Origin of the sequence: Pseudomonas sp. NUPR-001 (genome assembly GCF_052147955.1) — a bacterium.
Lineage (GTDB): Bacteria > Pseudomonadota > Gammaproteobacteria > Pseudomonadales > Pseudomonadaceae > Aquipseudomonas.
The window spans coordinates 1,096,796-1,109,856 of the sequence record NZ_CP197353.1 but is presented as its reverse complement, the minus strand read 5'-3'; the positions used below and the strand labels follow the sequence as shown (position 1 = coordinate 1,109,856).

At 59.4% G+C, this 13,061-nt stretch carries 14 protein-coding genes; 3 read left to right on the top strand and 11 right to left on the bottom strand.

What is annotated here, in order from left to right; genetic code table 11:
- Positions 1–40: 40 nt before the first annotated feature.
- The 5 genes from ACP6KB_RS05200 to colR all read right to left on the bottom strand — a co-directional run bounded on the left by ACP6KB_RS05200 (position 41) and on the right by colR (position 3,762).
- Complete coding sequence (locus ACP6KB_RS05200) at positions 41–259, bottom strand: hypothetical protein (protein ID WP_442112355.1); 219 nt, start codon at positions 257–259, stop codon at positions 41–43.
- The gene (locus ACP6KB_RS05195; RefSeq protein WP_442112354.1) at positions 259–969 is read right to left on the bottom strand and encodes a lipopolysaccharide kinase InaA family protein; all 711 of its coding nucleotides are present in this window, start codon (positions 967–969) and stop codon (positions 259–261) included. Before ACP6KB_RS05195 ends, ACP6KB_RS05200 begins: the two co-directional genes overlap by 1 nt.
- A gap of 6 nt (positions 970–975) precedes the next feature.
- Positions 976–1,656, bottom strand: coding sequence for a class I SAM-dependent methyltransferase (locus tag ACP6KB_RS05190; RefSeq protein WP_442112353.1), 681 nt, complete (start codon positions 1,654–1,656; stop codon positions 976–978).
- Positions 1,657–1,790: 134 nt separating this feature from the next.
- Positions 1,791–3,089: a sensor histidine kinase gene (locus ACP6KB_RS05185; protein WP_442112352.1), complete on the bottom strand. Its 1,299-nt coding sequence runs from the start codon at positions 3,087–3,089 to the stop codon at positions 1,791–1,793.
- Positions 3,079–3,762 carry a two-component system response regulator ColR gene (gene colR / locus ACP6KB_RS05180; protein ID WP_442112351.1) on the bottom strand — a complete coding sequence of 228 codons (684 nt, stop codon included), beginning with the start codon at positions 3,760–3,762 and terminating at the stop codon, positions 3,079–3,081. Before colR ends, ACP6KB_RS05185 begins: the two co-directional genes overlap by 11 nt.
- Positions 3,763–3,952: 190 nt before the next feature.
- On the opposite strand from colR, the gene ACP6KB_RS05175 reads away from it, so the two are divergent.
- Entirely contained in the window at positions 3,953–4,702 is a 750-nt protein-coding gene (locus ACP6KB_RS05175; protein WP_442112350.1) for a phosphatase PAP2 family protein, read from the top strand.
- A gap of 226 nt (positions 4,703–4,928) precedes the next feature.
- Here ACP6KB_RS05175 and groL read toward each other — a convergent pair whose 3' ends face one another.
- The 5 genes from groL to ACP6KB_RS05150 form a co-directional block, all read right to left on the bottom strand.
- Positions 4,929–6,581, bottom strand: a complete 1,653-nt coding sequence (gene groL, locus ACP6KB_RS05170) for a chaperonin GroEL (protein WP_442112349.1) — start codon at positions 6,579–6,581, stop codon at positions 4,929–4,931.
- 47 nt (positions 6,582–6,628) lie between these two features.
- Positions 6,629–6,922, bottom strand: coding sequence for a co-chaperone GroES (locus ACP6KB_RS05165; RefSeq protein ID WP_009050540.1), 294 nt, complete (start codon positions 6,920–6,922; stop codon positions 6,629–6,631).
- Positions 6,923–7,178: 256 nt separating this feature from the next.
- Complete coding sequence (locus tag ACP6KB_RS05160; RefSeq protein WP_442112348.1) at positions 7,179–7,676, bottom strand: FxsA family protein; 498 nt, start codon at positions 7,674–7,676, stop codon at positions 7,179–7,181.
- Between the two features lie 64 nt (positions 7,677–7,740).
- On the bottom strand, positions 7,741–8,469 hold the full coding sequence (locus ACP6KB_RS05155; protein ID WP_442112347.1) for a HugZ family pyridoxamine 5'-phosphate oxidase: 729 nt from the start codon (positions 8,467–8,469) through the stop codon (positions 7,741–7,743).
- Between the two features lie 106 nt (positions 8,470–8,575).
- Positions 8,576–9,583, bottom strand: coding sequence for a DUF481 domain-containing protein (locus ACP6KB_RS05150; protein WP_442112346.1), 1,008 nt, complete (start codon positions 9,581–9,583; stop codon positions 8,576–8,578).
- Positions 9,584–9,734: 151 nt separating this feature from the next.
- On the opposite strand from ACP6KB_RS05150, the gene ACP6KB_RS05145 reads away from it, so the two are divergent.
- Together ACP6KB_RS05145 and ACP6KB_RS05140 are read left to right on the top strand one after the other, a co-directional pair.
- Positions 9,735–10,088 (top strand): MGMT family protein, encoded by a 354-nt coding sequence (locus ACP6KB_RS05145; protein WP_442112345.1) that lies wholly within the window; start codon positions 9,735–9,737, stop codon positions 10,086–10,088.
- A gap of 43 nt (positions 10,089–10,131) precedes the next feature.
- Positions 10,132–11,682, top strand: coding sequence for an AmpG family muropeptide MFS transporter (locus ACP6KB_RS05140; RefSeq protein WP_442112344.1), 1,551 nt, complete (start codon positions 10,132–10,134; stop codon positions 11,680–11,682).
- A 24-nt stretch (positions 11,683–11,706) separates the two neighbouring features.
- Here ACP6KB_RS05140 and ACP6KB_RS05135 read toward each other — a convergent pair whose 3' ends face one another.
- On the bottom strand, positions 11,707–12,957 hold the full coding sequence (locus ACP6KB_RS05135) for an MFS transporter (protein ID WP_442112343.1): 1,251 nt from the start codon (positions 12,955–12,957) through the stop codon (positions 11,707–11,709).
- Positions 12,958–13,061: the final 104 nt, after the last annotated feature.

Below are 13,061 nucleotides of genomic sequence, written 5' to 3'. Positions count from 1 at the left end.
AACCGCAATCGCGGGGCAAGCCCGCTCCCACCGAGGCGTGTCAGTTTTGCGAACGCAAGCCTTGGCTCATGCCAAACATGAACAGCAACAAGTCGTGATCGGGGCTGACGGGGGTCTGCACCTTCGCCACTCTCGGCAGCGGCGCGCTGTCGCCATGGCTGACCACCACAGGCCCGGGCTCTTCCCAAGCCGCCACAGCAGCCGTAGCCACCCCAAGGGCGGCCAGGAGAAACAAACCTCGAGCTATTTCTAGTTTCATTACGCTAAACCTTTGACAACGCTGCCAAACGCCATTTGGTAAAAATAGAGCAGCTTTCGCCACTCTGCGTCATTGAATGACGAATGGCGGCGCAATTGCTTCAGGTCATTTGCCGCTGCGCGCTGACAGCTGATGCGTCGGCGGCACTTTTCCAGGTCCAGCAATGCCACTTCGGCGCGTGCCTCATCGCCTTCACCGATAACCTTGATAAACACGTGCTTGCCATACAGGCAACCGTGCTGCCAGTGACCGCGGTGCATCCGCGCAAGGTTCTGCGCCAGGTCCTGCAACATACGCTCGTGCAACGCTTCGCTGTAACGCTCGCGTGCGCCGCTGGCGTACCAGTTGTCGCAGTCTTCAAAGCCATCCAGGGCTTCGCTCACCAGCAGGGCGCGCCACTGGTGATCGGCATCGCGTTCGACACCGCAATAGACGATGTGCGGCACCCGCACACCCAATTGCTCAAAACTGTTGATTGCATCGTACTCACGCAACACCGTCGGACGCCCGAACGGGTGCATCAAGCTGCGGTAGATATGGCCAATCTGGCGTTTGGAATACAGCACCTGGCCATTTTCATCGCTCAGCCGCTGTACACCACTTTCGCCGCCCCGTCGCTGGTTAGGCGCCTCGACCCATTCACCCTGCTGCTGCCAGAAATGGTTAAAACTGTTGTTTCCCGCCGTTGTTCCGGAGCGCTCTACCGCCATGCCTTACTACCCCTTACGCAATACGTATACTCGCCACATGGCATAGAACGGTAAAAAGTCCAAACGTTCCTGAATTCGGAAGCCTGCTGCCTGAAACTCTTCTTCAACCGTAGCAACCGGTAACACAAAACGGTTCTGATAGCTGGGTTTACCCGTTTCTGCGTAGCGGCGTTGCTCGAGTTTCTGACGACGCCAAGCTTTGAAATTGCCATCGACCCACAACGACAGAATCACGCTGTCGCGGGTAACACGTTGAAATTCCGAGAGAATTGTTTTCCGATGCTCGGCCTCACCAATGTGGTGCATCAGCCGCATGCAGAAAATGCTATCGACTGAGTTGTCCGGCAAGTCGATGGCGAACGCTGAAGTTTGCAAAGTCCGTACCCGTTCCACGATATGGGCAGGTTGCGACTTGGTGGCGGTCTCCAGCATCGCTTCAGAGTTGTCCGCGCCAATGATTACCCGATTTGGCTTTTCTGCCAGCATCGGCCAGAAACGACCGGCGCCACACGGCAGGTCGAGCACCAGGCCAGGCTCTCCGGCCAGGGCCAGGGCACGGCGGGCCAGTTGTTCATCACGTTGGTGGGACAAACGCCGAGCCAGGCCGTCTTGATGCTTGAGAAAGTAGTCTTGCGCGTGCTGCTGGTCGTACTTCTCGGAAAATTCAAGCTTGATGGGGCTACGCATGGTGCATCTCCTGACTCCAATTCGCCCACCTTAGGCGGGCAAGCGTTGTCGTCAGGTCATGCGGATGTGAAAAAATTGTGAGCACGCATGAGAAAAGTTACAAGAAGTGACCATGCGTGAGGGGCGTTGCCCCCTCATTCCGCGTCGAGCAAACACTCTGGTGCACGGCTCAGATCAACGTGAAAACGACAGCCATTGGGCACCATGGCCGACAGCTGCACCGTCCAGCCCTGGTCGTCGCAAATACGCTGCACCAGCGACAGGCCCAGGCCCAGGCCTTCACCACGGCGCTCATCGCCACGCACAAATGGGCGGAACATCGCCTCGCGCTGCTCCTCCGGGATCCCTACGCCACTGTCTTCGACGGTGAAGCCATTGGTATCCAGTGTCAGACGGATAAAGCCGTAATCGGTGTAATGGGCGGCGTTACGTAACAAGTTGCCCATCACCGCCTGCAGGAAAGTGGCGTTAAACAGGGTCGAGGGAAAGACCTTGCAGTCGTAGATCAGCGACAGACCTTTCTGCTCAATGGTGTCTCGCCATACGCCAATCAGATCATCAGCCACTTCCTTGAGGGTGGCGCGCGATGCCACGGCACCCACATCTCGCTGAGCGCGGGCGAGCATCAGGAAGGTTTTCACCAGCTCCTGCATCTCCTCCGTGGCCCTGGCGATCCGCTCGATCTGCGAGCGGGCACGCGGGTCGATGTTGGGGTTGACCATCAGCAACTCACAGGAACTGGCCAACACCATCAACGGTGTACGCAGTTCGTGACTCACATCACTGGTGAACAGGCGCTCACGCGTCAAGGCATCGCGCAGACGTCCCAGGGTGTCGTCAAACGCCATGGCCAGCTGGCCAACTTCGTCGGCGGCATAGTCGGGTGCCAGCGGCGGCGCCAGGCCCAGTAGCTGATCGCGATGACGCACCTGATGGGCCAGACGGATCACCGGTGCCATCACCTTGCGCGCCAATACCCAACCTAGAAACACTGCCAGGGCCAGGCTGAGCACAAAGCCCACCACGACCACGGCAAACAGCACGCGCTCACGTTCTTCGAAATCGCTCTGATCCTGCAGCAAGACGTAATGCCGGCCGTCCACCACCTCGACCATGGCGTGATAAGACAACTGCTCACGAAACACTTCGTGAAAACCCGGCGTCAGGTGACGCAGGTCTTTGGGCATATCGAACTCGCCGCGCCCGCCGCTGTAGTAGAACAATTGATCCGGCCGCGGCCGGTGGCTCCAGTCGCTGACGCTGTCCATGCGCAGCAAGCGTTGCAAGTCACCGCCCAGCACCGCCGAAATCAGGCGTTCTTCAACCAGATGCACCGTAGCCACGATGCCAAAGGCGAATGCGCCGGCCACCAGCGCACTCATCAGTGCGAAGGCAATGATGATCCGCTGGGCAAGGCTTTGCTTAAACTCCATCACGGCCCTCGGCAAGGCGGTAACCCACGCCATGGACGGTATGCAGCAACGGCTTCTCAAATGGCTTGTCGATCACCTGACGCAACTGGTGGACGTGACTGCGCAGGCTGTCGCTGTCTGGGCAATCGTCGCCCCACAGCGCTTCCTCCAGCACCTCACGGCGCAATACGTGAGGGCTTTTCTGCATGAGCACCGCCAGCAACTTCAAGCCCACCGGGTTGAGCTTGAGCAGTTTGCCTTCGCGGGTTACCTCAAGCGTGTCGAGGTCATACACCAGATCGCTGACTTGCAGCGTGCGTCGACCGCCACCCTGGGCACGCCGCAGTACCGCTTCAATACGCGCAGCCAGCTCCGACAAGGCAAAGGGCTTGAGCAAGTAGTCATCAGCGCCAGAACGAAAGCCCTGCAGGCGGTCGTCGAGTTGATCGCGGGCGGTGAGCATGATCACTGGAGTGTCACGTCGCGCGTCCTCGCGTAAACGTTTGCATAACGTGTAGCCATCGATACCCGGCAACATGATGTCGAGTACGATCAGGTCATAGTGTTCGGTGGCGGCCAGGTGTAAACCCGACAAGCCGTCCTGGGCGCAGTCTACGGTGTAGCCTTTAAGGCCCAGGTAGTCGGCGAGGTTGGCCAGAATATCGCGGTTGTCTTCAACCAAAAGAATGCGCATGTGGGGTTCTCCCGTCCGGGGCATTTGCCTGCTTGGCAGGCGCAGCTTAAGGCCAACAGCCACGCTCGGCTAGGGCGGCGCAACTTTAATGCTGGCTGACGTTTTTTTCACTTAGTCTTCACAGACAGGTTATAGCGACTCCCCGAGAATTGCCGGTCGGGACTGCCCCTTTGACCTGCCTGGACCTACCATGCCGCTATCTGCCCCTTCTCGCCCGCTCAACCTGTGGATTGCCCTCGGCATCCCTGTGGTTACCGCACTGCTGCTAATCCTGCTGGAACTGACCTCACTGGATATGGACCTGGCCAACCTGGCCTTCGACCCGGTTGCCGGGCAGTTCATAGGTCGGCACAGCTACTTCCTGGAAGACATTCTGCATGACCGTGCCAAACAAGCGGTTATTGTCTTGGCCCTGGGTGCCATTGTCGCCTTCATCGGCAGTTTCTTCTGGCAGCCTCTGAAAGGCTGGCGGCGCGAACTGGGCTATCTGGTGCTGGCCATGGGGCTGTCGACCAGTTTTGTTACGCCAGTAAAAGCGGTGACTGCGGTGCAGTGCCCGTGGAGCCTCAAAGAATTTGGTGGCAAGGAAACCTACAGCGAATTGCTCAGCCCTCGGCCAGCCACTGAGAAGCCTGGGCGGTGCTGGCCGGGCGGTCATGCAGCGACTGGGTTTACCTTGTTTGCGCTGTTCTTCGCCCTGCGCGACCGACGCCCGCGACTGGCCCGCGCCGCGCTGCTGTTCGCCTTTGGCCTAGGCACCGTGTTTTCGATTGGGCGCATGCTGCAAGGCGCGCACTTCTTCTCGCACAACGTGTGGACTGCGGTGTTTTGCTGGCTGATCAGCCTGGGTTGCTATTACTGGGTGCTGTACCGCAAACCTGTCGAGGCGGCTCAGTGGGAACGGGAAAATCGGGTCGCTGCACCGCCGCGCCTACAATAGGCACCAAAAAGCTCATCGCGGGTTGCTGTAGGAGCGGGCTTGCCCCGCGATCTGGCCCGATACAGCAAATCGCGGGGCAAGCCCGCTCCCACCGGTAGGGCCGGATGTAGGCGCCAGCCCAGCCCCCAAGCCAAAGCCAAAGCCAATCCTTCCCCGGCAACCCGTGAAAAACCCAAAAAAAAGCCCCGCATATAGCGGGGCTTTTTCTCAAGCGGGTAAGGCTGGCTTACATCATGCCGCCCATGCCGCCCATACCACCCATGCCGCCCATGTCTGGCATGCCGCCGCCAGCAGAAGCTTCAACCGGAGCATCAGCAACCATGGCTTCGGTAGTGATCATCAGACCACCGATCGAAGCAGCAGCTTGCAGGGCCGAACGGGTTACTTTGGCTGGGTCGAGGATACCCATTTCGATCATGTCGCCGTACTGGCCAGTAGCAGCGTTGTAACCGAAGTTGCCCGAACCTTGCTTGACCTTGTCGACCACTACGCTTGGCTCATCGCCGGCGTTGGCAACGATCTGACGCAGAGGTGCTTCAACAGCACGGCGCAGCAGTTGGATACCAACGTTCTGGTCTTCGTTGTCGCCTTTGAGCTCGGCAATCGCTTGCAGCGAGCGAACCAGGGCAACACCACCGCCAGGCACCACGCCTTCTTCAACGGCTGCACGGGTAGCGTGCAGAGCGTCTTCAACGCGGGCTTTCTTCTCTTTCATTTCAACTTCGGTGCCAGCACCGACCTTAATCACGGCAACACCGCCAGCCAGTTTGGCCAGACGCTCTTGCAGTTTTTCACGGTCGTAGTCCGAAGAGGTTTCTTCGATCTGGGCACGGATCTGCTTGACGCGTGCTTCGATGTCAACTTCCTGGCCAGCACCATCGATGATGGTGGTGTTTTCTTTCGACAGGGTTACGCGCTTGGCGTTGCCCAGGTGCTCCAGAGTCGCGGACTCCAGGCTCAGGCCGATTTCTTCGGAGATGACGGTACCGCCGGTCAGGACGGCGATGTCCTGCAGCATGGCTTTACGGCGGTCGCCGAAGCCTGGTGCCTTGACCGCAGCAACTTTAACGATGCCGCGCATGTTGTTGACGACCAGGGTAGCCAGCGCTTCGCCTTCAACGTCTTCAGCAACGATCAGCAGTGGACGGCCGGCCTTGGCAACGGCTTCCAGAACTGGCAGCAGTTCGCGGATGTTGGAGATTTTCTTGTCAACCAGCAGCAGCAGCGGGCCTTCCAGCTCGGCAACCATGGTGTCTGGCTTGTTGACGAAGTAAGGGGACAGGTAGCCACGGTCGAACTGCATGCCTTCTACAACCGACAGTTCGTTTTCCAGGCCCGAGCCTTCTTCAACGGTGATCACGCCTTCTTTACCGACTTTTTCCATGGCTTCGGCGATGATGTCACCGATGGAGTTGTCGGAGTTGGCCGAGATGGTACCCACCTGAGCGATGGCCTTGGAGTCGGCGCATGGCTTGGACAGGGCTTGCAGCTCTTTGACGATGGCAACAGTGGCCTTGTCGATGCCGCGCTTGAGGTCCATCGGGTTCATGCCGGCAGCAACGGCTTTCAGGCCTTCGCTAACGATGGCTTGAGCCAGAACGGTGGCGGTGGTGGTGCCGTCACCGGCTTCGTCGTTGGCCTTCGAGGCAACGTCTTTGAGCAGCTGGGCGCCCATGTTTTCGAAGGCGTCTTTGAGTTCGATTTCTTTGGCAACCGAAACACCGTCTTTGGTGATGGTCGGAGCGCCGAAGCTCTTGGCCAGAACAACGTTACGGCCTTTCGGGCCGAGGGTCGCTTTTACAGCGTCAGCCAGAACGTTGACACCAACGAGCATTTTCTTGCGGGCGGAATCGCCGAATTTTACGTCTTTAGCAGCCATGATCGTTTAATCCTTGAATACTTTGGAGTAACGGGAAACCAGCAGAATCAGCCTTCGATAACGGCGAGAATTTCGTTCTCAGCCATTACCAGCAAGTCTTCGCCGTCAACTTTCACAGTGTTGCTGCCCGAGTAAGGGCCGAAAACCACCTTGTCACCCACTTTCACGGCCAGCGCACGCACTTCACCGTTGTCCAGGATGCGACCGGTACCTACAGCGACGATTTCGCCACGGTTAGGTTTTTCAGCAGCCGAACCTGGCAGCACGATACCGCCAGCGGTTTTCGATTCTTCTTCGCTGCGGCGGATAACGACGCGGTCATGCAGAGGACGAAGCTTCATTGTCGATCTCTCCTAATTGTGGTTTTCATCGGCCGGTATCGACACCGGCAGGTTGATGCTTGCGGCGTAGCCGCTCGTAGCTCGCAATGCGAACCACGCATGTAATGTCCGGGGCATTCCCACGGAAACCTTGCGGTAACCCCTACATAGGGTCGCCAAGATCAATTACAAGGCTTGCTGATGAAAATTTTTAGCGATCGTGTCGCATAACGCACAACGGCCCCTTTCGGGACCGTTGTGGTGAGCGTTGCGGTGCTTACAGATCCCGCGGATCACGGGTGGGACGCGAGTCGCGATGTTCGTACTCACCCTCGATGACGTTGGGCTGACGCGGCGAGCTGCCAGGGTTGCCCGGACGCGCCATGAACGGATCATCGCTGAAGGCGCGCTGGCGCATGGCCTGGGCCTCGGCGCGTTCGCGCATCTTGCGCCCGACCAGACGGCGGGTGAACGGCAACAGGCAGATCAGGCCGATCACGTCGCTGATAAAACCTGGCAGCAGCAGCAAACCACCGCCAAGCGCCAGCATCAGGCCCTGGAACATGTCTTCAGCAGGCAGTTCACCGCGCTGCAAGCTCTCGCGGGCACGCAGCGCAGTGGCCAGGCCGGCCACCCGTACGACCAGCACACCCAGGGCGGAGCCGGCGATGATCAGCAGCAGCGCCGGAAAGAAGCCGATCGCGGTGCTGACCTTGAAGAACACATACAACTCCAGCACCGGAAAAATCAGAAACAGCAATAGAAAAGCACGCATCAATGGATCCTCTACGCAAGTAGCCCTTGCAGTAGACCTTTAATGGTTGCGCTCAAGCGCTATTTCAACCCTGAGCGCTTTCACGCGCCGGCCATTGATCGGCGCGCGCCAGAAAAACCAGGGCTTCGCGCACTTGTATCGGCGTGTTGCAAGGCACTGCAAACGGCAGCCAGTGTACGCCCTGACCGATGCGCAGGTGCATGCCTTCGCTGTCGATCCCGACCATCTGCGCCGTGCCTTGCGGCAGGCCGCTGAGCTGGACGTAATGGGCAATGGCGTTGGCATGATCGCTGTTCATGTGCTCGATCATGCTCAGCTCGGCTTTACCGGCAAATGGATTGGCCAGGCTCAGGTGATCAACCCAGTGGATCGCGCCGAAGCCACCGATGTAGCGATGGCGCACCGGTTTGAGTACCCAGAAGTCGAAATCATGGGCCTTATGGTAATTGCTCGACTCCGGGAAGTAGCGGTAGTAACGCTCGGCTGCGGCTTCGATCTGGGCCGGCTCATCGAGCTTTTGCGCGTTGGCCAGGACGGTCAGGCGACCCACGGCCTGTACGTCTTCAGCATCGCGCTCGCCTACCAGCAAGGAGCATTTGGGGTCTTTTTGCAGATTGTGGGTGTGCTGGGCAATGCGGCTGATCAGAATCAGCGGATTGCCTTCGGCATCCAGGCAGTACGGCACTACCGAGCCAAAGGGGAAGCCTGGCATCGACTTGGAATGCGTAGACAGCACTCCACGGTATTCCTTGAGCAGCAGCTCGCGGGCCTGTTGTGCGACTTTAGCGCTCACGGTGTGACTCCCGACTCGATAATGTTCTGAGGGCTGGCCGGAGGTGAGCTCCGGCCCTATGCAGCACCGTCAAAATAATCATTATCGGCGTCGGTTGCCAGAAGACTTACCACGTCACGCCGAAGCCTGCGGTGTAGCGGGTTTTGTCCAGGTCGCTGTCGCGGGTACCGCTGATCACATCTTTTTCCGCTTTGAGGTTCAGCGACGCCCACTCGGTGACTTTGTAACGCAAGCCGACTTCGGCATCCAGCGCATAGTTGGCCACGCCATCGAGCGGCTTGCCGACTTCGCCACTGGTGAACAGCTCGACGCGCTTGCCGATCAGGTAGCGGTTGTAGTCCCACTTCATGGCCAGGGAGTAGAAATTGTCTTTGCCACCGTCGGCGTATTCATAGTCGGTACGGTTGACCAGCGAACCGAGGGAGAAGGCCCCCAGCTCATCGTCCCAGAACTGATAACCCGGGCCGGTACCCACGGTACGTTGGCGTGCCAGGTCTTCAATATGATCACGCTTGTACTCAAGGCGCCCTTGCCAGAACCACTTCTCGGTAAGGAAGCGGTCCAGCGCATATTCCGCGCTCCAGTTGTTGGTGGTGGTCAGGTCGTCTTTGCTTTCGCGGTTGTACTCGCCTTCGGCCTGATGGCGCCAGCGCCCGTGGCGTGCAATGGTCTTGAAGTCGATGTCATAGTCATCGCTGTCGGACTCGGCGCGTTTGTAGTCCATGGCCACATCGACGTTACCCTTCCACGACAGGTCTTCGATCACCGGCTTAGGCTTCATGATTTGCTGGATGCTCGCCAGTTCGACGGTTTTCGGCGCCTCGCCGTTGGCCAGGATCACCTTGCCATCTTCGGCAGCACTGAGCGATTTGGCTTTCTCGCCGGTGTAGGCATCCTGCTTGACCAGCAGTTCCTGATCGCTTTCCAGGGTCTTGACCTGCTTCCAGTCCAGGGCAATGGAGCCACCGTATTCGGTCTTGAGCAACAGCTTGCCGCCGTCAAACACGGTGATCTTGCCGCTGAGCCGATCGCCGTTTTTCATCCATACGGTATCTGCAACAGCCGCAGAGCAAGCGGAAACTAAGGCAAGGCACAACAAAACTCTGGAAAACATAAGCAAATGCGGACTCTGGTTTGCAAAAAAGTCGGGCATTATCCAGATACCCGCTCGTAGAGCAAGGACTGACCCAGCTCAGGCCAATGAGTTCAATTCCTGTTTGTAACCCGATCACACCGACTTCACTGCAAATACCTGCGAGGCCGCGATGACAGTGCCCCCTGGCGATCCGACGGAACACGCCCAAGCCCGACGAATGGCGCTTTATCTGGTGCTTGGCCAAGTGCCCGCTGGCAAGGTCGTCGCCTACGGCCAGCTTGCCGAACTGGCCGGGCTGGGCCGCGCCGCGCGCTGGGTAGGGCGTATCCTGAGCCAGTTGCCCGCAGACACCCAACTCCCCTGGCATCGGGTGTTAGGCGCTGGTGGGCGTTTGAGCCTGGCGCTGGGCACGCCGTCAGGCGACGAACAACGTGCACGCTTACGGGCAGAAGGCATCACCGTGCACAATAATCGTGTGGATATGTTGCGTCATGGCTGGCGCCCGATGGAGCACAGCGGTTAGAGTGCGCGCTTTGTTTTCGTAAACTTGAGGCAGATGTTGGCCCATGCCCCGTAAAACCTGGCGCGCTGCGCTCGCTGCCTATGCCAGCCCGTCTACCTTGGTGCTGTTGCTGCTCGGCTTTGCGGCCGGCTTGCCCTACATGCTGGTGTTTTCAACCCTGTCGGTGTGGCTGCGCGAGGCCGGGGTGGCCCGTGAAACCATCGGCTATGCCAGCTTGATCGGTTTGGCCTATGCCTTCAAATGGGTCTGGTCACCGCTGCTCGACCAATGGCGCTTGCCGCTGCTCGGCAAACTGGGTCGACGTCGCTCCTGGCTGGTGCTGTCGCAAGTGCTGGTGGTCATCGGTCTGGTGGGGATGGGCTTTTGTGATCCGCAAAAACATCTGTCCTGGTTGATCGCCCTGGCGGTACTGGTCGCTTTCGCCTCGGCCACTCAAGACATCGCCGTTGACGCCTATCGCCTGGAAATCGCCGACGACCAACGCCAGGCCGCACTGGCCGCCAGCTACATGGCCGGCTATCGGGTTGCCGCGCTGTTAGCCACCGCCGGTGCCCTGTTCTTTGCCGAAGGCTTCGGCTCCACCGGCTTCAGCTACCTGCACAAAGCCTGGACCGGCACCTATGTGCTGTTCGGCGTACTGATGCTGCCCGCAGTCATTACCACCCTGCTCATGCGCGAACCGCCGGTGCCGTTGCGCACCCAGTTGTCCGCCGCCCGTTACGGTTTGGCCCATCAGTTGGTATCGGTGTTCGTGCTGATCATTCTGCTGGTTTCGGTACCTGCGACCTTCACCCAGCTGTACAACACCGACTTCGCCAGCGTGCTGTTCGACGGCGTCAGCCTGCTCGACCTGCTGCTTGAAGACCGCGCGTTCCTGCGTGCGATCCTCTACATCACCCTGACGACACTGTGCCTGTCGTCTCTGGGCCGTCGCGGGTTGGCGCCGGTGCTGACGCCGGTCAACGATTTCATCCTGCGCTACCGCTGGCAGGCATTGCTGCTGCTCGGCCTGATCGCCACCTACCGGATGTCCGATACGGTCATGGGCGTCATGGCCAACGTGTTTTACATCGACCAGGGCTTCACCAAGGACCAGATCGCCAGTGTCAGCAAGATTTTCGGCCTGATCATGACCCTGGTCGGCGCCGGCATGGGCGGCTTGCTGATTGTGCGCTTCGGTATCCTGCCGATCCTGTTCATCGGCGGTGCCGCCTCGGCAGCCACCAACATCCTGTTCCTGATGCTCGCCGACATGGGCCCGAACCTGCAGATGCTGGTGGTGACCATTTCGCTCGACAACTTCAGCTCGGGCCTGGCGACCTCGGCCTTCGTGGCCTACCTGTCGAGCCTGACCAACCTCAAGTTCTCCGCCACCCAATATGCCTTGCTGAGCTCGATCATGCTGCTGTTGCCGCGCCTGATCGGTGGCTACTCAGGGGTGATGGTAGAAAAGTTCGGCTACCACGACTTCTTCCTGATCACCGCCTTGCTCGGCGTGCCGACCCTGATTCTGATCGCCCTGCAGTGGCGCCAGGAGACAGATAAGGGTAAGCAAGAACCTGCCGAAAATCCTGTAGCCGAGCAACGCCCCTGAGCCTGCCTGAGGCCATTGCCGGGATTACCCCGGCATCGCCTCGGCCTGTTCGCTGGACGCCCTGAGAACGACCTGCAGCGGCCACAGCGCCAATACCCCCGCCGCCCCCGCCGCCACCGCAAAGCTCAACAGGCTGTCGCCTGCGCCGAGCACTGCCAGCAGCGCACCGCCCAGGCCCAACAAGGCGATGGTGATCATCCCCAGCATGGCCGATACCAGGCCCTTGCTCTGCTCGCTGGAGAACAGGGTCATGCGGTACAACACCGCATTGGCGATGCCCAGGCCCAGGGCATACACCGACATCCCCGCCACCAGGCTGGCTACGCTGGGCAACAACCAGGTGGCCAGCAGCATGCCCAGAATACCGCTCAGGTACGGCCAAAGCGCACGCCGCACCAAGCCTTTGAGCGAGTAACGGTCGGCGATACGGTTGATGATCAGATTGCCGAGGATCAGGCCACCAAACACCGGCAACTGCCACAAGGCATAGTCCAAAGTGCTCAGGCCTTCATCGTGAATCAGCAGCACCGGCGACAAGCCAATCCAGCCGATCAGCGGCAGACCGACCAGCCCCAGCGCTGCACTGCCAGCAACAAAGCGGCGATTGCTGAGCAATTGGGCATAGCCGGTTAGCAATGCCTTCACGTGAATAGGCTGGAACGCCAGGCGCGAACCGTCACGGCGCTCGACGCCGAGGGTCTCTGGCATAAAGCGGTACAGCGCAAACCACGACAGCACCGCACAGGCGCCGAAGATCACGAACAACCAACGCCACGACACCCACTCCAGCAACAAGGTGCCGACCAATGGGCCGAGCAATGGCGAAAGCAGCGCGATGTTTGCCAACAACGCCATCATGCGTACCGCATCGGCTTCACTGAATGCCTCGTTCAGCGCCGGATAGCTGACCGTCACGACAAAGCCCAGGCCAATACCCTGTAACAGCCGCAGCAGGTTGAACAGTTCAATGCCCTGTACCCAGAAGGCTGCCAGACAGGTGACGCAGAAAATCGCACAGCCCAGCAACAGCAGGGGTCTGCGGCCATAGCGATCCGCCAGCGGGCCGATCAGCCATTGCAGCAGCACACCGCCCAGCAGGTACAGGTTAAGCGCATGGGGAATGTAGGCGGGGCTGGCATTGAGATCAGCGACCACCACCGGCATCGCCGGCATCACCACATCGCTGGCGAGGTAAGTCAGCAGCTCGAACAGCGCCAGGGTCATTGCGAAGCACAAGGCACGCAAGGGTGTGATATTGATCAGAGGGGTAAGCATGGAAAGACCGGACAAACAGAAGTAAGCCAGCCTATATGCCAGAAACACCGGGGGGCAGGTAGCGGGAAGACGTGAACAAGTGTAATCCCCCGGCTGTAGGAGCG

What these genes read in the sequence shown, in the direction of transcription:
- ACP6KB_RS05200 (WP_442112355.1), bottom strand. Translation starts at nt 259, where the DNA reads ATGAAACTAGAAATAGCTCGAGGTTTGTTTCTCCTGGCCGCCCTTGGG.
- ACP6KB_RS05195 (WP_442112354.1), bottom strand. Translation starts at nt 969, where the DNA reads ATGGCGGTAGAGCGCTCCGGAACAACGGCGGGAAACAACAGTTTTAAC.
- ACP6KB_RS05190 (WP_442112353.1), bottom strand. Translation starts at nt 1,656, where the DNA reads ATGCGTAGCCCCATCAAGCTTGAATTTTCCGAGAAGTACGACCAGCAG.
- ACP6KB_RS05185 (WP_442112352.1), bottom strand. Translation starts at nt 3,089, where the DNA reads ATGGAGTTTAAGCAAAGCCTTGCCCAGCGGATCATCATTGCCTTCGCA.
- colR (WP_442112351.1), bottom strand. Translation starts at nt 3,762, where the DNA reads ATGCGCATTCTTTTGGTTGAAGACAACCGCGATATTCTGGCCAACCTC.
- ACP6KB_RS05175 (WP_442112350.1), top strand. Translation starts at nt 3,953, where the DNA reads ATGCCGCTATCTGCCCCTTCTCGCCCGCTCAACCTGTGGATTGCCCTC.
- groL (WP_442112349.1), bottom strand. Translation starts at nt 6,581, where the DNA reads ATGGCTGCTAAAGACGTAAAATTCGGCGATTCCGCCCGCAAGAAAATG.
- ACP6KB_RS05165 (WP_009050540.1), bottom strand. Translation starts at nt 6,922, where the DNA reads ATGAAGCTTCGTCCTCTGCATGACCGCGTCGTTATCCGCCGCAGCGAA.
- ACP6KB_RS05160 (WP_442112348.1), bottom strand. Translation starts at nt 7,676, where the DNA reads ATGCGTGCTTTTCTATTGCTGTTTCTGATTTTTCCGGTGCTGGAGTTG.
- ACP6KB_RS05150 (WP_442112346.1), bottom strand. Translation starts at nt 9,583, where the DNA reads ATGTTTTCCAGAGTTTTGTTGTGCCTTGCCTTAGTTTCCGCTTGCTCT.
- ACP6KB_RS05145 (WP_442112345.1), top strand. Translation starts at nt 9,735, where the DNA reads ATGACAGTGCCCCCTGGCGATCCGACGGAACACGCCCAAGCCCGACGA.
- ACP6KB_RS05140 (WP_442112344.1), top strand. Translation starts at nt 10,132, where the DNA reads ATGCCCCGTAAAACCTGGCGCGCTGCGCTCGCTGCCTATGCCAGCCCG.
- ACP6KB_RS05135 (WP_442112343.1), bottom strand. Translation starts at nt 12,957, where the DNA reads ATGCTTACCCCTCTGATCAATATCACACCCTTGCGTGCCTTGTGCTTC.